Genomic DNA, 21,267 nt, shown 5'->3' on the forward strand with positions numbered 1-21,267 from the left:
TCTATCCGATCTCTTCTGCGAGCGGGACGCTCGTGGCTGGTACTGACTGCAGGTCGACCCGGTAGGTCGCCAGGACCTGGTGGATGTCGCGGCGCACGGTCTCCTCGTCGGCGCCGGCGAGAATGAAGACTCCGAGGTGGGGAAAGGGTCGAAACTCGTCGGTGACAACGTCCCCCGCTTCAGGCAGCCGTGCGCTAACGATTCCTGGTACGTCCTCGGGCGGGTGCACCGCGGTCACGGTGAACTGGCCAGAGGCTTTCATCGGGGCGAGCAGCCAGGCTGAGCAGGCATGCTCGGGACGCAACGGAGTCTGCTCCCGGGCCGGCGGTACGAGGCTGGGGTCGAGAACGTTCGCCCGATAGGATTCGTCAAGGAGGTCCACCCCGAAGATCTCCTGCAGGTGCGGTACCACCGCGGCGCCGCCGTGACGGCAGGCGATCTCCAGGAAGATCCACTCACCTGCGCTGCGGAACAGCTCCAGATGGATGACCGCGTCGGCTATCCCCAGCGCGCTCACGCACCGGTCGGCCACCTCGCGCGCACCGGCGACGAGTTCGCCGTCTGTGACCGTGATCGACGCCAGCGGCAGGCGGTGCACAGAGCTGTCGTGGCAGGAGTTCAGGTATCGGGAGAGGGAGTGGAAGGAGATGGTTGCGTCGCGGACGACGGCATCCAGATGGAAGATCTCGCCCTCGACGAATTCCTCGACTTCGTAACGGTTCAGCTCGGCCGCGGGAATCCGGGAGATTGCCGCCAGGCCGGCTGTCGGGTTGTCCACGATCTGCACCCCGACGGCACCGCCCTCACTCTTGGGCTTGATCACCCACCGGCCCGGTCGGCTGTTGAGCCACGACCGGATCCGCTCCCCGGTGGCACCGGCCAGATCCAGCCACTGCGGGACCGCGACGCCCGCCTGCGCGACCAGGTGCTTCATCCGCACCTTGTCGCGGCAGTTGAGCGCGGTGTCGACGCTCGTCCCGGGCAGGTTGAAGCGTTCGCGCAGCCGGGCCGCCGGAACCACGGTGTGTTCGTAAAGTCCCACCACAGCCTGAGGAGCACCGAGTTGCTCGGCAATCTTCTCGGCGCCCGCCTGGAACTCGGGATAGAAGTCGTCGTAGTCGTTGTTGTTCAGGCGGTGAGGCACGTCGACCGGCTGCAGACGAGCCAGGCGGAGGCTGATGCCGGGTGCCGTCTCGTCGGCGGCCCGCTGGTGCAGCAGAACGCTCAGGAGATCTCTGGACACGTCGACGTGATCGAGGATCTCCGGGAAGAACCCCACGTGCATCACGTGCCGGGTGCCTTCCCCGGGACCGGTCATCGTTCGCCCAGGATCTCTTCGTACCGGAAGAGCCGCTTACTGCGAATTCCTCTCTGCTGCGCGTAGGCGACCAGCTTGTCGCTCTCCACCATCGCCGGATGGCTCTCGTCGTACTCGACGCACATCACCGCACCCAGCCACGGCTCCTGGCCCATGGCGTAGACAAAGACCTCGTCGGCCCCGACCGCCTCGACGATCTCGCGGGCCTGGTCGAAGTTGGAACCGCGCAGGCGCCGGCTCTGGTCGAAGGCGCGTTCCAGCCTCGTCGGGAAGAACGGCCCGTACAGCCAGCTCACCGGGGCGCCGACGCATTCCATCCCGATGAACACGGTGTCGATCCGGCCGATGATCCGTGCGATCCGGTCGTACATCCCCGGGTTGATGTTCGTGGCATCGGCGGCGAAGGCCATCGACCGGTCACCGGCCTGCAGATGGAAACAGGACTTGGTCTGGATTCTCAGGTCGCCGTGCTCACCCACGAAGGGCAGCGCGGTCACCCGCATGCTGCCGACCTGGTGGGACTGCAGGTCTCGCAGACCTCGTACGCGAAAGCCCAGACGCTCCAGAATCAACGGGAGATTCGGATCGATGGTGGAGCCGTTGCTCGATTCGGAGACCACTACTTCCTTCACCTTGTGGCGGATCCGCAGCAGGGTCTCCAGGAGCATGTGGTCCTGGTGGTTGTGCGAGATCAGCAGGCAGTCAATGGTGGCCGGCAGCTTCTCGAACGTCACCCGCTCGTCATCCACCTCGTCGTAGCCGGAGTAGCTCAGCACGGGATCGACCAAGATGGTGGTGCCCTGATGCTCGACCAGCACGCAGGCGTGCCCGGCGTACTGCACGCGGGTCGTCGCCGACGCGGGCCGGGCTCGCACCTCCCCCTGGTCCGGGGTGAAATACGATCTCCAGCGTTTCTGATGTTCCGCGGTGAGACCGAACCCAACCGCCAGTGCGTTGAGTTCCTCCTCGGACAGTCGCCCGGCGAACATGGTGTCCAGCAGCGGGGACGAAAGGTCCGTGTCCACCACCAGTTGGGTGTCGTCGAACTCCAGCAGCGGTGTGGTCAGGGCGAAGTCGCGAGCGTCCTGCTCGACGAACGAGAACCGGACGTGCTGGCGGATCGCGTCACCGAACTCGCTGGCGTAGACCAGGGGCTCGATGAAACGGTAGTCCGCGGTGTGGTTGTCCCGTGCGTAGAACAATTCGACCAGGCCCCGCAGATTCGCGGGCAACTGCTTGTAGGCCTCGACCAGGCTGCCACCGGTGAAACGGGGCAGGATGTTGGTCTCAAGCTCGGTGACGGACTCTGCCATCCGGTCGAGAGGGCCGGCGCCGCCCGCATCGGCCCACCACTTGGCGATGACCTCGTAACGGGATCCCAGTCCGTTGACGAACGGCCCGCCCTGCATGCGCGGGTTGCGCAGCGCCGTCGCGTGTGTTTCGGGAGAGGCCAGGTAGCCCTCGACGATTGAGCGATAGTGGTTGCGCCGCAACATCGCCGCACTGTGCGGGGCCATCAGGTACGACCAGGCGTACCATCCGTCGATCCCGGGTTCCACGATCACATCCGGGCGGAGCGAGTAGGTCGTCACTGGGACTCCTTGGTTGCGATGTAGTACTGGAAGACGTCAGTGCCCCGCCGTCCGATGGTCTGGTTCATGACTAGCCCGTGCGCGCCCAGGTCCTCCTGATCGATCAGCACGGGAGTGTGGCCGAAAGCCACGAAGAGACCACCCGGTTTCAGTGTCCGGGCCAGCGGCCCGGCGATCAGGCGCGCCTCTTCGCTGGTGACGACCTCACTGTTGAGGAAACGAGCAAAGACGACGTCGACCGTCCCGGGTTCGCAGACCGGTGAGCGCGCGTCGCCGCAGTGCACGGAGTCCAGCCGTGGTTTCGCGTAGGAGACCATCTGAGCGCTGAGGTCCTGGCCGACCGTGGTCACCGCGCACTGGGCCGCGGAGGCGAACTCGGCGAGGAACTGCCCTGTCGAGCAGGCGGGGTCAAAAGCGACGATACGCTGGTCTTTCGGCCAGTGTCCAGCGAATCGTTCCGCCGTGTAGGCCCGCAGGTGCAGTTCCCCGGTGCTGAGGAAGTCGGCGCGGTCCTCGTTGACGAACCAGCCCTCGGGCGGGCTACCGGTCTCCCGCCCGGCGCCGTCCATCTTGGGATAGGGATGAACGATCTCGTCGAGATGCGACAGTCCCTCGAACGCCGCCTCACGTTCGGCCCGTGACGCCATCCGCGCACGCACTCTCACGCCTTGCTCCGACACCCGCAGGCTCTCCAGCCGGCCGAGAAGGTTGTGCCAGCGCACCCTGCTGCAGAACACGCCGGGGATGCCGTCGCTCAGCACATAGTCGGAGACGGTCTTCAGTCCCAGCCAAGTCTCACCACCGACTCGAACATGGAAGATCCGCTCGGGATGGGCGTTCCAGGGTTCCACCCACTCCATGCTCGCGCCGACGTCCCAGGGACCCGAGACGCTCTCCAGCCGCCGGCGCAGGGCCTGCTCCGGGATCAGGTCGTCCTCGGTCACGGAAACGCCGCGATCCCAGCAGTCCTCACGCCGGAACGGCTCGAAATCCACCTGAGTCATCGTGCTGCTCCGATCGTCCGCAACGCGGCCGAGATCAGGGCGACGCCGTCGGGCTCGCCGTCTTCTGGTTGTCCGATCATGGGGATTACCTGCCGGACGCGGGTCAGCATCTCCGGTGCCATCACGCCTGCCGCCTCGACCCGGGCCAGCCAGGCGGCCGCCAGCAAGGTCACCAGCCGGCCGGGGGCCAGGCCCGCCAGCGATTGGGCCGTGACGACCGCTTCGCTGACAAAGCGTTCTGTGCCGGGGCTCTCGAGGGCTTCCAGGACCGCGTCGGTCACCGTGTCGACATGACACAGCGGGAAAGCTCCCGTTGTTTCGGGCAGAGCGCCTACTGCCAGGGCGGCCCGGACGACGCCCAAGAAGACGTTGTTCTCCAGGAATGCCTGGTCGGCAGGCCGATGCCCGTAGACCAGTGGGAGCCGCAGGACGGTGACGTCCAGCCCGAACCGGCGCGCCCGGTGCAGTCCTTCCTCGCAGATCAGCTTGGCCTGGGAGTACGGATCCTGGCAGGCATCCCATGCCTCCCGGCCCCACTTCCGGAAACTGGGGCCGCTGGATGTGGCCGACAGGAAGACGAACCGCCGGGCGCCCTGCTCGCAAGCGGCCCGGATCAGGTCCAGGGTCGGGATGATGTTTCGAGTGTGCTGGGCCGACAATGGAAGTGAATGGTTCACGGTGTAACCGCTGTGGATGACATCACGGCCCGCCAGCAGGTCGCCACCGGCCACGTCGGTCATGGCCACGGCCGGGACCTGCCCGGGTCCGCCGAATCGGCGCGTGTGCTCGACGGGCAACGAGGCCGGGTCGGACGAAGTGAGTGCCACGACGTCGCGCTCAGCGCTCAGCAGGCGGTTCAGCAGGTGCCCGCCGATGAAGCCTCGGGCCCCGGTGAGCACCACCCCGGTGGCCGACGCCGTTGTGCTGGGCCGGGTGGCCGTGGTGAGACCCGCCTCGAATTCCTCGAGCAGCCGGGTGGACAGAAGGAAGCTGTCTTCGGCCTCGTCCTGCGCCGACGGCGCTGGTGGGCCAGGAATCGCGCGGCTGTCGGGGGCCTGAGTCAGCTCGTGCAGTGTGTGGACGAAATCGTTGCTCACGAAGTCGAAATCCAGTTTGGTGAAGATGCTCTCGACGAGTTCGTCGCCGTACACCTTGCCCAGCTCCACCTGCAGGGTGACGAAGGTGAAGGAGTCCGCACCCTGGTCGAAGATCGTCCGGTCGGCCTCAGGAGTGAAGCCCAGCACGCCCTTGGCAATCAGCTCGACCTGCGCGACCAAGGTCTGCGCGGGGGGCGGCTCGTCTGCCGGAGCGGCTTCGAGCAGCTGCTCGATGGCCTCACGGTCCAGTTTTCCGCTGGCCTGGAGCGGCACCTGGGCCAGCTGCCGGACATCGTTCGGCACTTCCCACGGCGCCAGGACCCGGCGCAGCTTCTCCAGGAGATCCGAGGCGAGGGTGTCCTGCTCGCAGACCAGCACCACCTCCTCGTCACGCCGCACGCACCAGGCGGCCCGGCCCAGTACGGTGCTCCACCGGTTCTCCAGCTCCGAGCGGGATATCCGGTGCCCGAGCCGCTTGAACTGGTCGTCCTGACGGCCGTGGAAGACGACCGCCCCGTCCTCGCCCAGGGTGACGACGTCCCCCGTGCGGTAGGTGCGCAGGCCGGTGTGTTCACCGAACGCCTCACGGGCGCGACCGTGATAGCCGAGGGCGACGCCAGGGCCGCACAGCACCAGTTCGCCGGTACCCTGTTCGCTCAACCCGCCGCCCGGAGCTGTCTCATCGAGGACGTACAGGCTGAAGCCGGGCAGCGGATACCCCACCGAACGGGAGAACTTCTTCAGTTCGCCGATCGTGGCGCAGACAGTGGCCTCGGTCGGCCCGTAGGCGTTGAGAACCCGACCGTGCGACTGTGCGAGCAGGAATTCGTTCTCCTCCAGTGCCTCGCCGACGAAGACCATCGTGCGGATGTTGCGCTGGGCCGAGGCTCCGAGCAGCCGGTACACGGTCGGCGGCAGGGTGGCGAAGTCCACGGGGTTCTTGCGCAGGAAGGCGGTGACGCTTGCCAGCCAGCCGCCGTCGGTGACGGGAGGCAAGCACAAGGTGGCGCCCGCGTGCAGGGCGACCATAATTTCGGCGATCGAGGCGTCGAAGGCGAGCGACGCGAACTGCAGCAGGCGGTCACCGGGACCGATCTCGAGCGCCTCGCTCTGTCCCCGGCACAGGTGCAGCAGGCCTTCGTGGCCGACCTCGACCGGCTTCGGTTCGCCGGTGGAGCCCGAGGTCAGGATCGAGTAGGCGACGGCGAGACCGGGGTCGGGCAGCAGTCCGGCCGCCGCATCGGCTGCGGTCTCGGCCAGCTCGACGGCCCCCAGGCGACGCCATTCGGTCCGGGCCGGGACCTCGCCCCGATCCTGCCAGCGCTCGTCGCAGGCCAGCACGAGCCCGCCGCCCAGTTCCTCGATGATCGAGTCGATTCGGGCGCCGGGTAGCTCGGGATTGAGCGGCGTGTACGTCAGGCCTGATCGCAGCACCGCCAGCGCCGCAGTCGTGGCCTCGATGCTGTGGTGTCCCAGGACGTACACCCGCCCGTTGCCGGGGGCAGCCTGCTGGAGCCGGGAAGCCAGGCGGATCGTCGCCCGGTCGAGTTCCGCGTAACTGATGCCGGGTCCTTCACCGCTGAACAGGGCGGTGCGATCGGGCCAGGCCGCGAAGGCCGCGGCCAGGATTTCTGGGGCTCTCACGCGATGAACCTTTCTATCCGGTGCGTCAGATCCCCTGCCTCGTGAGCATTCAGGAATCTGCGCTTGTACTGGACGCGGAGCTCGCCGTCGGCGGCCGGAGACCGGTCCCACAGGAACCGGATGTCGTCCAGGCTGCGACGGCTGTAGGTGGGCAGGTACTCGAAGGGAGAATCCGGAACGCGGTAGAACGAGGTGTCGCTCAGGACGAGGCGAGGGCTTCGGGACTGGGCGAGTCTGCGCGCGAGGGCCGGAAAATCGCCCTCGGAGTAGCGGCCCAGGGACTCGGCCCGGGTTCGCGCTGCGCTGACCGTGGCGCCCAGATCGCCGACGGACGTCGGGATCCGGATGCTCTTGATCTCGGCGAAATATCCTCGCCGGTCGCGAAAACGCCTTCTGGTGTATGGATAGGTCCAGATCTGATCAGGGCCGACGATTGGCTCCACCGCGCGGGCGAGCGCCGCCAGCAGGGTGTCGAACCGGTGCTCCGCGCCCACCTGCGCAACGGCCGTGGCGACTTCGCCCAAGCCGCCCAGGCCTGGGCGCACGGGATCGGGGACTTCGCCCAGCATCGCGCCCACCGCAGCTTCATCAGCCCCCGGGACGGCGTACAGCTCGAGCGCGGAGGCCGACTCGAAGGTGTACATCCCTAGGGCCGCCCCGTCACCGGCGAGAAACCGCGTCGCCGCTACGAACAGGTCCCTCGCATCCACGGCGTCGGCGATCAGATGGCTGACCTTAAGAGTCAGTACTCCGTCTCCGTTCGCGGCATCCACATAGTGCGCGCGGAACACGGTGCTCAGATCGAGTGGGACGCTTCCCCGGGATGCTTGGGCCGTCGCTGCCGGAGAGACCAGGTGATCGGCGGCTTCGATGGTGATGTCGACCCCGATGTCTGACTGTTCGCAGTCCAACACCCAGGCCAGGGCCCGGTCCACCGCGGCGGCCCGGAGCCAGGCCTCGATGCGGGCCAGCTGGGTCCTGAGCGTCTCCCGGGGTCCAGCCGGGACCCGCCAGGAGACCGAGGGGGTGGTGTCGCTGTCCAGCCCTAACCGGGTGACAAGGTCAGCCACACGTCGTAAGTACGGCAACTCGGCCCTTACCCGATTCATCATGCGGCCCCGAGCATCTGGCCACGGCGCAGCGACACCAGCGTCGTGACGACCATGCCGAGGCACACCACACTGACCGCGGCGACCGCCAGCTGCGCAGGCACCCGATCGCCCACCAGGCCCAGGTAGGCGCCGGCGACCGGGTAGGCGGCAGTAGTCCCGGTCATGATCACCGATGCCTGCAGCGAAAAGTGCCGAGGATCGAGCAGCTGGTTGCGGACAACGCGGGACCAGATGGTGAAAGCGACCATGGGACCTATGGATACGGCGAACACCACCACCGCCAGAACCGGGGTGTTCGTCGTGGCCAGGGCAAGGGGCGCGCCGGCAGTGGTGAGAGCCGCGGCTATGCCGAGCTTGGCGACCAGATGATGGCGGTGCAGCCAGGCCGCTGATCGGAAGTAGAGCAGAGAGATCAGCGCCGCCGAGCCGTATCCCAACGGCAACAGCACATCCGCGTGCCCACCTGCTGAGGTCAGAGCCGGAAGTGCCGTGTAGAGGACCCCATAGGTGAGATTGACCGCGAACAGCAGCACGATGACCGTTCTGGCCAGAGGATTGCGGGCAAGCTGGACCGCGGCCCGGAGACGGTCGGGCCAGCTCGGCTCTGCCTCGCCCGGTTCGCTCGCGGCCGGCAGCTGCATCGACGGGCCCAGCAAGGCCGCTACCGCGTAGACCGCTGCGCACAGAGCGAACAGCCAGGGAAGTCCGTGCCCGGACAGTGCCAGGCCGCCCACAACGGGCATCGCCAGGAGCATGGTGTACTGCAGCGTCTGGAAATACGAGTACGCCGTCGCCACGCCTTCGCCGGAGAATCCGGAGACGTAGCGCTCGAAAATGATGTAGGCGAAGATGTTTGCGACACCCAGCACCGACCCCGCCAGAACCAGCGGTACAACCCCGAGACCAAGCGTGGTCGAGAGTCCCACCAGGGCACACACCACAGCCCGGCAGATGTTCGTGACCCTCAGCAAGCGTGGCCCGGACGACCGATCGACGACGGCCCCGACCAAGGGCAGCAACACAATGACCGGGAGCCATTCGGCAACATAGGCCAGCCCGCTGCTGCTCAGGCTTCCGGTCTGCCGGTAGACCGCTACCGGAACGACGAAGAGCAGCAGCCGCTCGATCGCGGTCTGAACCCCGAGATAGAAGGCAGTACCCCGCGGCAGACGTTCACCGGAGACAGAATCCACTGAATCGGGTTCCACATCATGTTTTTCCCCGGTCCCGGAATCGACATACTTCACTGGCTGGCCCTCACATGACTGAAATCGCGAGCGTGAAATCAACGAGTGAGATCACCTGAGCAACCGTCCGGAGACAGCACGCAATTCATGCGCTCCGCGAACGCAATAAAGATCTTTCACAGGAAAGGCACAGTCAGAATTCGGCCCCCCGGCGGGCGAGGGAACATGGACCGGAACTCTGAAATCTCGTTCGGGCCGTTCCGGTACCCGACCGGCGACCCCGAACCGGGCAAGTCCCGGCCCTAGCGCCACCGGTCAGCCACGACCGACCCTACACACCGCAAACGCGCAGACCAGCGGGCAAGCAGGCAAGCAAGGCCTGGATCGGTCCATCGCCACGGCAGAGCGCTTCTCACAGATCCCCCTAATATCATTGACCCAGGTCCAGCACCAGAGAATGGGCAATGCCCGCATTCCCGGCTTAGAGATTCCCACCCCGGCCTCGGCCTCGATCCCGGAAAAGATTTACATCCGCTTGTACCCGTGTCAACCAGTTCTGTAACCCGTGTGACATGAAGCACGCACCGTTCATTGACGCAATGTAATCACGCCGGATGGCTCTACGCATCGAGAGCCCGTCGGCAGTTGCTCGCGGTAACTAGGCTGCCCCTAAGGGCGCTATCAGGTGCACCCGCGGGGCAGTGGGGCAGCGCCACGGCGGCCGGTCGAGGCAAATGCAGCAGGGGTGCCAACTCTTCCTTACCCGGCCCCCTGCTTCTAAGTTCCTCCCATGCACTGGATCACGCTCAACAACGGCGTCAGGCTGCCAAGTCTTGGCCTCGGGGTCTACCAGAGTTCACCCGGGCAGACGTCCACCGCCGTCGCCACCGCCCTGAGGGCCGGCTACCGGCACGTGGACACCGCTGCCCAGTACGGCAACGAGCGTCAGGTCGGGGAGGGCATCCGCCGGTCTGGTGTGCAACGGTCCATGATCGTCGTCGAGACAAAGCTCTGGATCAGCGATTTCGGATACGATCAAACTCTGAGCGGCTTCGACAAGAGCGCCCGCAAGCTCGGGCTTGAGCAGATCGACCTGCTGATCCTTCATCATCCGGCCCCGCAGCGCTTCGACCAGACGCTGCAGGCCTACCGCGCCTTGGAGAAGCTCCTCGCGGATCAGCGAGTAAGAGCCATCGGGGTCAGCAACTTCACGGCCGAGCATCTGCGGCGACTGATCGCGCGCACGGCGATCGTGCCGGCCGTCAATCAGGTGGAACTCCACCCCTACTTCTCCCAGCCCGGTCTGCGAGAGGTACACGCTCAGCACGGGATCATCACCCAGGCCTGGTCCCCGATCGGCGGGATCACGTTCTATCCAGGCTGGGGCGCGGACCGTCGCAACGTGATGCGGGACCCGGTGATCGCACGGATAGCCCATGTCCACGGCCGGTCTCCGGCCCAGATCATGCTGCGCTGGCACATTCAGCAGGGACGCTCGGCCATCCCCAAGTCCGTTGATCCGCAGCGTATTGCAGAGAACCTCAACATCTTCGATTTCGCCCTGTCCGAAAAGGAGTTGGCCGATATCGATGACCTCGACACCGGTCGGCGGACCGGTCCGGACCCCGATGCGCAGATACCGGAAGATGTCCTCGAACTGTCCATACCTGATGATTGACAGATGTTTTCATCCTGTCAGAGCCCTGAGATCGGCGGACCCCCTGACTTGTCCGCCGTAGACTTCGTCGACGTCATCGGGACGCTCACCGATCCGTGCAACCACGGCGGTGATGCCGCAGAAGCCTCCCACTTGCTTATTCTTTCGCTGCCGGGATTCGGGGTCTCGCCCCGCTGGCCCTACCGGGGATGAACGCCGGCCGAGTCGCGAGGATCCACCGCTCTGGTCACCTTCCCGGTCGGTCATGGTCGTCACCTGTCTTCAGGCTTGACTCGGCTTCCCGGCCACCTGGCCTTGCCGTTCAGCATCACGGTGGTGGGGGTGTTACCCAGAATCGCAGACAGAACTCAGGCTGCGTTGAAGACTTAGGACCGGTTGAGGATCCGGCGGGTCGTCCCGCCCAGAAGAGCAGCCTTCTCGTCGATGGTGAGCTGGTCGTTGTCGAGTAGGTAGTGCAGGCCCTGTGCGTAGGAGTGGTAGCCCGGGTACTTGGGTAGCGGGTCCATGCCGGGGAATCGCCCAAGGATGCGGTGGTGGTCGGTGCCCCACATGACCCGATCGACGCCGAAAGACTCCAGTACCCGGTTCAGGTGCGGCCAGATGTCGGGGTATGGGTAACCGGTCGTCGAGAGAGTCGGCGCTCCAGAGAGTTTCACGGCAACGTTGGGCAGGGCGGCCAGCGACAGGAGGTCGTCCAGGCCGTGCCATGGCGAGGTGTCCACCGGGGCGAAAGGCGGCTGAGCGAGCCCTAAGTGGTCGATCGTCAGCGACAGGTCGGGATGAGTGCGGGCCACGTCGGCGACATCGGTGAGGTTTCCTGCGGCCAGGACGCAGACCGGTACGCCGTGCGTCTCGGCGGCGCTGAGCAGGTTCTCGTACGCGCCAGCGCGCAACCGCTCGGCGTTGGCGGGCGGAAAGATGGTGTTGATGCGGGCTCCCACGACGCCGGGCCGGTGACGGATGTCGGCGATCTGCTCCGCGATGTCGAGGGCGCTCTCGTCGTACTCCAGCACTGTCGCGAACCGGTCGGGGTAGGCGGTCGCAGCCTGGATGCACACCTCGGCCGGGAACAGGTGGGGAGTGTGGACGAGCACTGCGGAGTCGACGCCGGCGGCATCCAGCTGGGCCAGAAGGATCTCGATCTGCAGGTCAGGCAGTGACTCATCGCCGTGCTGCCACGGTCGGGCCGGGGTGGGCAGGTGGAGTTGTGCGTCGACGATGTCCATCAGGTGTTTCTCCATGCATCGAAAAGCTGGGTGGTGGGCGGGCGCCGGGCCAGGCTGCCTCGCCGCCGTCCGCCCTGGCCAATGAAACATCCGCAGCGCACGATACGAGGAACGTATCGCCGCAGGTTAAAGTGGCTGACCGTGGCCGAGACCCGAGCGCTGGTGGACCTGGACCTGCGGCTGGTTCACTGCTTCAGCGTGCTGGCGCAGTACCAGCACTTCGGCCGCGCCGCCGTGGCCTTGCACACCACCCAGCCGTCGCTGACCCGTCAGATCCGCCGCCTGGAAAATCAAGTGGGAACGCGACTGCTCGAACGCTCGCCACGAGGCACGTCGCTCACCCCGGCCGGCGAGGCGTTCCTGCCTCTCGCAGACGAGTTGCTCACCGTGGCGGGCCGAGCGCTGGCCCAGACGCACGCCGTCGGCGTTTCTCGCGCGATCACCATCGGCTACACCATGAACCTCATCGTCACCCGGGCGGCACAGGAGCTGAGCCGTCTGCATCCGACAGCCGAGGTCCGGACCCGTCATCTGTCCTGGGACCAGCCCCGCACCGCTCTGCTCGAGCACCAGGTCGACGCCGTGCTCACCCGATCGCCGCTGAACACCCAGGGACTGGAGACCATCGTCCTGCGTGAGGAACCCCGGGTTCTCCTGCTCTCCACCGGTCACCGACTGGCCGAGCGCACGTCCCTCACTCTCGACGACATCGCCGACGAACCGATGCCCCGCACCAGCGATCCGGGCTGGAACGCGTTCTGGCGCATCGATCCCCGGCCCGACGGCAGGCCTGCTCCCACCGGCCCTCTGCTGGAAGACCTCGAGGACAAGTCCGAGGCCGTCGCCTCCGGGCGCGCCGTCGCCATCGTTCCTGCGGGCGAATACATCCAGCGCCTGCGCCCCGATCTGACCACCGTTCCAGTCGCGGGTCTGGCCCCCAGCGAGGTCCTCATGGCCACTCGCCGCGACGACCACCGCCCACTCACCCGCGCCCTCCAGGAGATCGCCAAACAAGTTCTGAGCGCTGAGGATTAGCGCGTACAGCGCTATCTCGCCGCAGCGACCATCACCGCGCGGCCGGTACCGGTCTCGTTCTGCAGCGGTCAACAATGATGTCGGAGAAGTCCTGGACCAGGGGGTTGACTTCGCCGATCCGCCCAGCCACCACGACATCGCTGGGCGGAGCGCCGTCCAGGACGACGGTGGTGACGCCCGGGTGCAGGAGGGTGCGCCGGTCTCCGGCGGGCTGGATGCCGATCGCCCGGCCGCTGGCGATCAGTTCCAGCTTGTCCTCGTAGGCCTCGACCGGGCGGGTCTGCTGCGGTTCCTCGCCCAGAAGCCGGTGGACCATCCAGCCGTCCACCGTGGGAGCGGTGCAGGGATAGGGCTTCTCATCGGCGACTTCGTTGACGTGCACCGAAGCCTGGCCGGCGAGGGGGTGGCTTGTCGCTACGACGAGGACCCGGGCTTCTTCGTACAGCGTCTTGGTCCAGAGGTTGCCGGCCGGGAAGGTGAACGGGGTGCGGCCGATGAGAACGTCGATCTGGCCGTCCTCGAACGAGAGCAGGGTCTGGCAGGTCAGATGCCGGGTCTCGATGGTGGCCTGGGGATGCCGGACCCGTAGTTCACTCACGGCCGGGGTGATGATCAGGTCGTCGAGATAGCCGATGACCAGGTGGCCCTCCGCAGCGTGGGCGCGAGCCACGTGAGCGGCCCGGTTCGCAGCGCGCAGCAGGTCCTGGGCCTCGGGCAGGAAGGCCCTGCCTGCGGCCGTGAGGTGATTACCCTGCGGTGTGCGTTCCAGGAGACGAGCACCGAGTCGTTGTTCCAGGCGCCCGATCTGCCGGCTCAGTGAGGGCTGGGCCAGGTGCAGTTCCTCGGCCGCGCGGGAGAAGTTCAGGTGCTTGGCCACCACGGTGAAGTAGCGCACCAGCCGTAGCTCGAGATCCAGGCCCAGGTCGTTCACCGCTTCACCCTACTGGCGGGCATTCCTTTTCGGCATGGGCCCCTGCCAACCAGGTCTTGGACGGTTGTGCAGGCCGGCGGCTTGACTCGGGGCATCGCAGTTGAACGCCGCAACCAGGAGTCGTGAACCATGAAGGCTGTCCAGATCCACGAGCACGGCGAGCCTTCCGTGCTCCGCTACGAAGAAGTACCGGTGCCCGCACTGCAGGCCGGCGAGGTGCTGGTCCAGGTGCACGCCGTGGGCCTCAATCCCCCGGACTGGTATCTGCGCGAGGGCATGAGCATGCTCCCGCCGGACATGCGCCCCCAGCTGCCGTTCCCGTACATCCTCGGCACTGACATCTCCGGTGTGGTCGTCGAGGTCGCCGAAGGTGTGACCGAGCACGCGGTCGGTGACGAGGTCTTCGGCATGCTGCGTTTTCCTCACCCAGGAACCAGCGCGTACGCCGAATACGTGGCCGCCCCCGCCGCCGAACTGGCCCGCAAGCCGGCCGGTGTGAGCCATGCCGAAGCCGCCGCCGTGGCCATGTCCGGCCTGACCGCCTGGCAGTTCCTGATCGAGCTCGGGCACGATCACCCGAACCCGCTTCAGCCGGGCAAGCACGTCCCGGTGCCTCTCGAGGCCGGGATGACGGTGCTGGTGAACGGGGCTGCCGGGGGCGTCGGTCACCTCGCCTTGCAGTTGGCTCGGTGGAAGGGCGCACGGACGATCGCCGTGGCTTCCGCACGCCACGAGGAGTTTCTGAGGAAGTTGGGTGCCGACGAGTACCTCGACTACGCCCGGGTCAAGCCCGAAGACGTTGTCCGGGACGTCGATCTGGTCGTGGACAACGTCGGTGGTCCCACCAGCGGACGCTTCCTGCCCACGCTGAAGCGCGGCGGTGCCCTGTTCCCGATCTTCCTGGCCCAGGTCGACCCCGCCGACGTAGCGAAGTACGGAGTTACCGTTTCCTCTACCCAGGTGCGCCCCAACGCCGCCCAGCTCGACCAAATCGGACGTCTGCTCGCCTCCGGCGACCTGCGTGTGGCGATCGACAGCACCTTCCCGTTGCCGGAGGCGGCCGCTGCCCACGAACGCGCCGAGAACGGCCATCTGCAAGGCAAGATCGTCCTGCAGGTGATCTGAATCCCCGGCCTCGCTCCGGCCGGGTTCCGCTCAGCAGTCAGCCGGTCAGAGCGAGGTCCAGACGTGATCGTCGGCCGGGTCGCAGGGGTAGAGGGTGAGGCTCTGCCCGGCCACGGTGTTGCCCTTGCCGTGGTTCGACACGTCCAGGCAGTGCCCGCTCTTGACGTGGACCAGGTAGAAGCCGTTCGGGCGCGGCTCCTTGCGGAACATCATGTTCTCCTGGTCGCCCGCCACACACGGGTCGACGGCCACCCGGGTCCGGGCCTTGACGTCTCCGGTCCCCAGAAAATTGAAGCAGAGCTTGGCTTTGACGCTGCGGATCGCAAATTGCCCGTCGATCCGCAGCAACTCGAACATCTGGTTGTCGGCAACCCCGGAGCGGCACTGCCCCTGCGACACCAGGGCGCCGGCCTTGACCGAACCGGCTCCGGGCAGATCCGCGCAGAAGCCGGTTTCGGCGTTCTTGAACTGCACCGGGCCCTGAACTGTCACCGGATCCGGATCCGGTGCAGGCTCTGCCGATTCGGGAGTTCCCGAGGGCTCCACCCCATCGACGCCCTCCACCGAATCAGGGACGGCGTAGGTCCCCTTCACCGGTGCCTCGCCCAACTCCACCGAGGCCTCACCCCTCACCGGAGCGGGTCCTTCATCGGCGTTGGCCTCCACTAGCTTCTCCGTCGCCACGTCGGAGGACGAGGACGGCGAAGGAGACGGTGCATCAACGGGCGCGGCATCACCGGCAACCGGCTCGACCTCGGCTTCGGCCTCCACGCTGGGCAGAGAACCGGTGACCACCCCGGCGCCCAGCCCCAGCACGGCCACGCCCGCGATCACCGCACATCTGCGTGCCAGGGTGGTGCGGCCGGGCCGGTCGTCGGTCTGATCGTCAGGCCTCAAGTCCACGCTCCCCGGAACATCAGCCCAGCTTGCGCTGATTTACGTCTTTTACGACGTGGACAACGTAGCCGGGCTGAGCACAACCGCAAGCCGACGCCACCGCAGCGATCAAAAGGAGACGTCGGTGGCCAGGCGCGCACCGACGTCTCCCATTCGAGGATCAGGCCGGGTATTCCTTCAGGAAGGTGAGCAGGTCGTCACCGAGCTGGACCTTGTGGGTCTCGGTGATGCCGTGCGGGGCGTCGGGGTACACGATCAGGCGGGCCTCCTTGACCAGGGCGGCCGAGGCCTGGCCGCCGACCTCGAGCGGCACCACCTGGTCGGCGTCCCCGTGCACGACCAGTGTGGGGATGTCGAACTTGGCCAGGTCGTCGCGGAAGTCGGTGGCCGAGAACGCGGCGATGGACTCGTACGCGTTGCGGTGGCCGGCCGCCATCCCCTGCGCCCAGAACGCGTCCCGGGCACCCGCGGAAACAGGCTTACGCGGGTGATTGAAGAACGGGCCGTCGGCCAGGTCCCGGTACAGCTGCGAGCGGTCGGCCAGCGAACCGGCCCGCAGGCCGTCGAACACCTCGATCGGCAGGCCGCCCGGGTTGTCGTCGCGGCGCAGCATCAGCGGCGGGACGGCCGACACCAGGACGGCCTGGGCCACGCGGGCGGTGCCGTGCCGGCCGATGTACCGGGTGATCTCGCCGCCGCCGGTGGAGAAGCCGACCAGGGTGACGTCCTGCAGGTCCAGGTGCTCGATCACGGCGGCCAGGTCGTCGGCGTAGGTGTTCATCTCGTTGCCGTGCCAGGTCTGGGTGGATCGGCCGTGTCCGCGCCGGTCGTGGGCGATGACCCGGTAGCCGTTCTCGGCCAGGAACAGCTGCTGGGCCTCCCAGCTGTCGGAGTTCAGCGGCCATCCGTGGGCGAGAACGACAGGACGGCCGGTGCCCCAGTCCTTGTAGAAGATCTGGGCGCCGTCGGTGGTGGTCACGTAACTCATTGCGTCTGCTTTCCTCATGGGGTGGAGCCGGGGTGCCCTTGACGCTAGGGACCGGCGTGGGGAGATCGCGTACGTCAAACTACGTATTCGGGATGAACCGGCTCAGCTGTGAGCGTGAGCGGATCCCGAGCTTGCGGTAGATCCGCGAGAGGTGAGTGGAGACGGTTCGGGGTGACAGGGACAGGCGCTCGGCGATTTCGCGGGTGCTGAGGCCCTCCGCGGCCAGCCGGGCGATCTGGCGCTCCTGCGGAGTCAGCTCTTCTGCGGAGCTGTTGCGGCGCAGTGATTCTCCAGAAGCCCGCAGTTCGTTGCGGGAGCGTTCGGCCCAGGCCAGGGCGCCGAGGGAGTCGAAGGTGGCGGCGGCCGCGCGCAGCAACGGGCGGGATTCGGCGGGCTGACGGTGACGGCGCAGCCAGGCACCGTAGGCGTGCCGGCGTCGGGCCAGTTCGAACGGCCGGCCGGTCAGGTCCTCGCCGACTGCCTTCTCGTAGGCCTCGGCGGTGTCGCTCAGCACAGCTTCGGCGTAGCCCAGCCCGGTCAGCAGAGCGGGCGATCGGCTGGTCTCGGCGACCGGAGCGAGTTCGGCGACGAGCCGCCGTAGCTGGGCGGTGCCGCCGCATCCGGCTGCTGCTTCAGCGAGGAATCCCAGCAGGTGGTGGCCGGTGGAGGGGTGGAAGCCGGGGTCGGCGACCTCGAAGATGCGGTGCAACTGGGAGAAGGCCTCCTCGAAGCGTCCATCGGCCAGTGCGGCCAGCCCTCGGACCTGGTGCACTCCGGCCAGCAGCGGGTTGCGACCGTAGGCCAGGAGCATCGATTCGGCGGCAGCTGCTTGCTCTTCGGCCTCGTCGAGCTCACCGCGCAACGCGTGGGCGGCCCCGGCTGCGACGCAGGCGGTCGGGATCCAGTTCGGCGCCCGGACCTCCCGGGCCAGCTCCTCGACCTCCGGCATCAGCGCCATGGCCGTGCGCGCGTCCCCCAGATAAGTGGCACCGATCGCCTGGCTGATCCGGGCCGTGTAGAGCATGCCCAGACGTCCCTGCTCCCGCAGCCCGACCTGGGCCATCGCCTGCAGAGCGAACCCGGTGGGGGTGTCACCGACGGCTGCGGCCGCCAGCCCCAGCAGGTGGGTGCTGTACGGATCGACGCCCCCGCGGGCCAGCAGGTCCCGGATCCGTGGACGGCAGTACCGGCCACGGGTCAGCGGCGCGATCAGCCCCAGCCCACCGAGGAGCTGCGGGTCGTCCGACACCGACATCGCCCGCTCGATCGCCGCGACCAAGCGCTCCACCGTGACCGGATCGGGTTCGGAGTAGTTGGCGCGCAACGCGATCCGGTCCACCAGCCGAACCAATCGGGCCACGTCACCGGATCGCTCCAGCGCCTCGATCGCGTCAGCCACCCGGATCAGATGCTCACCACCGGACCAGTGCGTGGCATGCACTGTTTCGACGTCGAGTTCGTAGACGGCCCGCTCCCCCACCGGAAGGTCCTGCGGGCGAATCTCGGCCAGCAGCCGCGCGGTTTCAGTGAAATTCCCCTGTTCCGAGGCCATGTCGGCCGCAGCCAGCAGACGCTGGGCGCGAGCGGTCGGATCCTCGCTCAGCCGGGCCGCCCGTTCAAAGGCGGTCTGCGCGATCCCCGGAGCCTGACGGTGCCGGGCCCGGACCGCAGCATCGTCCAGCGCAGAGGCCAGCACCTCGTCCGGACGATCCGCTGCCGCTGCTCGGTGCCAGAGAACCCGTTCCGGATCGGCGCCCAGCACGTCCGCCAGCGCGGTGTGCGCCTGCCGGCGCCGAGCGGGGCCGGCGGTACCCTGCAGCGCCGAGCGCAGCAGTGGATGCCGAAACCGCAGGCGCATCTGGTCATTCACCTGGACCAGACGCGCCTGCAGGGCCGGCTCGAGGTCCTCGGGACCGGCCGGGTCGTTGACCAGGGCGGCGCCGGCCCGGACGATCTCGTCAACGTCGTCGCCGTCGTCCAGAGCCGCCACCAGCAACAACGCCCTGGTCGGGGCCGGCAGCTCAGCGACCAGCCCGGAAAACGTCCGCTCCAGCCGCTCGCTCAGCGCAATCGAGCCGGGCAGCGTGGCCAAGCTGCCGGACTTCGCCCCGGCGACACCCAGTTCGATCAACCCCAGAGGGTTACCGGCAGCGGCGTCCAGAACCTGCGCCCGCAGCACCCCGGACAGTTGCGGAGCTACCTCGCTCAGCAAAGTCTGCGCATCAGGCTCCGGCAAGGTCTCGAGCCGTCGTTCTGGTAGGCCCGCCTCGTTCAGGCGCCGCTCGACCGCACCGCCGTCGCGCGCGGTCAGCACCATGGCGGCGCTTTCGGTGTTGAGCCTGCGGGCCACGAAGGCCAGTGCGGCCCAGCTGCTCTCGTCCACCCACTGCAGGTCGTCCACCGCGATCAGGACCGCAGGCCCGATTTCGGCAATCGCGGTCAGCAGCATCGTCGCGGCCCGGAAAGGCACCATGTCCGGCGCCGCCAGAACCGCTTCGCGAACCCCCGGCACCGCGTGCAGCAGCCGATGCACCGCCGCGTACGGAATGTGCACCTCAGCCTGCACTCCCGCGGTACTCAACAGCCGCAGCCCAGCCCGCTCGGCCTCTTCACCGGCCCACTCCAGCAGGGCCGACTTACCGACCCCGGCCTCGCCTCGCAGCACCAGAGCGCCACCCCGGCCCACCGCTGCACCCTCCACCAACGCGGACAACACCGCCAGCTCCGCGTCTCGCCCAACCATCACCGGGCGATCCTAAATGCCGACAACGCCCCAGAAGGCGATCGTCACGAGTGAGCGCCGAGGGCAGCGCGCTGGGGAACGATGACCCGGCGGGCAATGCGCCACCCACGCCACCCGCGCCGCCGGGGCGCAGACCCCGGTCACTAGGGCTCAGACCGCGGGTTCCGACGGCGAGCGGGTCTTCTCGCGCTGTCGGGGCACCACGCCGGCGCCCGGCAAACCGGCCACCACCGAGCGGTCACGGCCGCCGCTCTTGGCCCGGTAGAGAGCTTCATCGGCCCGTTTCAGCAAATCGCCTGCCGATTCGGTGCCGTCCCAACGAGCGATTCCGATTGAACACGTCTGCCCGTGCGGGACCACCAGGCGCAGGCCGTCCAGCTCAGCGGCTCCCTCGGAGACCGTGGTGCAGAACAGGAGTGCGGCAAACTCCTCGCCACCCCAGCGGGCCAGCCGTCCCTCTGATCCCAGAGTGCCCTGCCAGGCCGCACCCGCCTCGCGCAGCAGATCGTCGCCGGCCTGATGCCCGTGGCTGTCGTTGTACTTCTTGAAGAAGTCCAGGTCGAGCAGCCCGACCAGAAGGATGCCGCCGCCCTCCGGCACCCGGGCGAAGGCTCGTTCCAGTTCGAAGTCCCAGGAGCGGCGGTTGGCCAGACCGGTGAGCGGGTCGGTGCGCGCCACCAGGGCGAGCTGCTCGGCCTGGCGGCGCAGCACGGCCAGGAGATCCCAGATCCGCAGCGCCACCAGGATCAGCAGGAGCAGCGCACCGGCCCCCAGCGCGGTGACGTGGTTGGCGCGCACCAGCTGGTCCAGCACGATGAGCAGAAGGGCCGGGACGGCGGCGGCCAGGATCAGCACGAGCAGACGCACCCGGGTCAGGCCACTGCCGTCGGGCCGCGGGGGCGGGGGCGGCACCGAGCGCTGGGCTTCGCACGCACCGAAGCCCACGCACAGGTAGTACCCCTGCCAGAGCACGAACATGATCCACGGGTAGTCACTGTTCTGCTGCACGACGGCGTACACGTTCTGGAAGGTGTCGGCGGCGAGGGTGCAGACCATCCCGGCGACGAGCCACCACACCGCCCGGGTGCGGCGCGTCCTGGTCACCGGGTCCCGGCGGCCGGCCGAGGCCCCGATCAGGATGCGGACCACCAGGAAGATGGTGAGGACGTCCATGATCGGGTACAGCGAACTGACCACCCGGGCCGCTGTGGACTGCTCTTCGTCGCTGGCCACCGGGAGGATCAGGAAGACCAGGACCGGAACGCCCAGACCGGCCGTCACGATGAGCGAGTCCAGCACGGTGCCGGTCGGTGGCGAACGGATCTCCTGCCGGTCCAGCAGCAGGATCCCGGCCATGAAGACCAGACTCGAGGAGATGTAGAGGATGTCGGAGGGGGTCGGGTAGGAGAAGTCGCCGTGGATCACCCCGATCCGGTAGCGCACCGTGGCCACCAGGCAGAGCGTCACCATCAGCAGGAAGAGGAGCCAAGGACCCCGGCGGGCCCGGGGCACCCCGCTCACGGCCACCGCCAGGAACAGCGTCTGCAGGGCGATCGCGGCCGGGTACAGCAGGAGCGCCGCCGTGCCCTCGGCCCAGGGCAGCACGGACACCGGCACCGCCAGCACCGCCAGTGCCCCGAGCAGCCGGGTGAGCGCGGTCCTGGTCATGATCGGGAGATCGGCGCCCCAC

Annotated in this window: 15 protein-coding genes; 3 read left to right on the forward strand and 12 right to left on the reverse strand. The window is 67.6% G+C overall.

Going from position 1 to position 21,267, the window contains the following annotated elements:
• Position 1: 1 nt before the first annotated feature.
• From LR394_RS39605 to LR394_RS39630, 6 genes are read right to left on the reverse strand one after another with little or no spacing between them, the layout of a single operon-like run.
• Positions 2-1,318, reverse strand: a complete 1,317-nt coding sequence (locus LR394_RS39605; RefSeq protein WP_231449872.1) for an ATP-grasp domain-containing protein — start codon at positions 1,316-1,318, stop codon at positions 2-4.
• Positions 1,315-2,910, reverse strand: a complete 1,596-nt coding sequence (locus LR394_RS39610) for an MBL fold metallo-hydrolase (protein WP_231449873.1) — start codon at positions 2,908-2,910, stop codon at positions 1,315-1,317. Before LR394_RS39610 ends, LR394_RS39605 begins: the two co-directional genes overlap by 4 nt.
• Entirely contained in the window at positions 2,907-3,914 is a 1,008-nt protein-coding gene (locus tag LR394_RS39615; protein WP_231449874.1) for a class I SAM-dependent methyltransferase, read from the reverse strand. Before LR394_RS39615 ends, LR394_RS39610 begins: the two co-directional genes overlap by 4 nt.
• Positions 3,911-6,655, reverse strand: a complete 2,745-nt coding sequence (locus tag LR394_RS39620) for an AMP-binding protein (RefSeq protein ID WP_231449875.1) — start codon at positions 6,653-6,655, stop codon at positions 3,911-3,913. The genes LR394_RS39615 and LR394_RS39620 overlap by 4 nt, the downstream gene beginning before the upstream one ends.
• Positions 6,652-7,725: a hypothetical protein gene (locus LR394_RS39625; RefSeq protein ID WP_231449876.1), complete on the reverse strand. Its 1,074-nt coding sequence runs from the start codon at positions 7,723-7,725 to the stop codon at positions 6,652-6,654. Before LR394_RS39625 ends, LR394_RS39620 begins: the two co-directional genes overlap by 4 nt.
• 38 nt (positions 7,726-7,763) lie before the next feature.
• Entirely contained in the window at positions 7,764-8,960 is a 1,197-nt protein-coding gene (locus LR394_RS39630) for an MFS transporter (protein WP_231449877.1), read from the reverse strand.
• A gap of 784 nt (positions 8,961-9,744) precedes the next feature.
• On the opposite strand from LR394_RS39630, the gene LR394_RS39635 reads away from it, so the two are divergent.
• Positions 9,745-10,632 (forward strand): aldo/keto reductase, encoded by an 888-nt coding sequence (locus LR394_RS39635; RefSeq protein ID WP_269330533.1) that lies wholly within the window; start codon positions 9,745-9,747, stop codon positions 10,630-10,632.
• Between the two features lie 365 nt (positions 10,633-10,997).
• On the opposite strand, the gene LR394_RS39640 is transcribed toward LR394_RS39635, so the two are convergent.
• The gene (locus LR394_RS39640) at positions 10,998-11,873 is read right to left on the reverse strand and encodes an amidohydrolase family protein (RefSeq protein WP_231449879.1); all 876 of its coding nucleotides are present in this window, start codon (positions 11,871-11,873) and stop codon (positions 10,998-11,000) included.
• Positions 11,874-11,999: 126 nt separating this feature from the next.
• Here LR394_RS39640 and LR394_RS39645 point away from each other — a divergent pair, with 126 nt between their 5' ends.
• Complete coding sequence (locus LR394_RS39645) at positions 12,000-12,893, forward strand: LysR family transcriptional regulator (protein WP_231449880.1); 894 nt, start codon at positions 12,000-12,002, stop codon at positions 12,891-12,893.
• Between the two features lie 31 nt (positions 12,894-12,924).
• Here the strand turns inward: LR394_RS39645 and LR394_RS39650 are convergent, their stop codons facing one another.
• On the reverse strand, positions 12,925-13,824 hold the full coding sequence (locus LR394_RS39650) for a LysR family transcriptional regulator (protein ID WP_231449881.1): 900 nt from the start codon (positions 13,822-13,824) through the stop codon (positions 12,925-12,927).
• A gap of 129 nt (positions 13,825-13,953) precedes the next feature.
• Here LR394_RS39650 and LR394_RS39655 point away from each other — a divergent pair, with 129 nt between their 5' ends.
• The gene (locus LR394_RS39655; RefSeq protein ID WP_231449882.1) at positions 13,954-14,949 is read left to right on the forward strand and encodes an NADP-dependent oxidoreductase; all 996 of its coding nucleotides are present in this window, start codon (positions 13,954-13,956) and stop codon (positions 14,947-14,949) included.
• 45 nt (positions 14,950-14,994) lie between these two features.
• On the opposite strand, the gene LR394_RS39660 is transcribed toward LR394_RS39655, so the two are convergent.
• From LR394_RS39660 to LR394_RS39675, 4 genes are all read right to left on the reverse strand, one after another.
• Positions 14,995-15,846, reverse strand: coding sequence for an RICIN domain-containing protein (locus tag LR394_RS39660; protein WP_231449883.1), 852 nt, complete (start codon positions 15,844-15,846; stop codon positions 14,995-14,997).
• A gap of 160 nt (positions 15,847-16,006) precedes the next feature.
• Positions 16,007-16,834, reverse strand: a complete 828-nt coding sequence (locus LR394_RS39665; protein WP_231449884.1) for an alpha/beta fold hydrolase — start codon at positions 16,832-16,834, stop codon at positions 16,007-16,009.
• Between the two features lie 79 nt (positions 16,835-16,913).
• Positions 16,914-19,577, reverse strand: a complete 2,664-nt coding sequence (locus LR394_RS39670) for an ATP-binding protein (protein ID WP_231449894.1) — start codon at positions 19,575-19,577, stop codon at positions 16,914-16,916.
• Between the two features lie 150 nt (positions 19,578-19,727).
• Positions 19,728-21,245: a GGDEF domain-containing protein gene (locus LR394_RS39675; protein WP_231449885.1), complete on the reverse strand. Its 1,518-nt coding sequence runs from the start codon at positions 21,243-21,245 to the stop codon at positions 19,728-19,730.
• Between the last annotated feature and the right edge of the window lie 22 nt (positions 21,246-21,267).

The organism is Kineosporia babensis (genome assembly GCF_021129305.1).
Taxonomy (GTDB): Bacteria; Actinomycetota; Actinomycetes; order Actinomycetales; family Kineosporiaceae; genus Kineosporia; species Kineosporia babensis.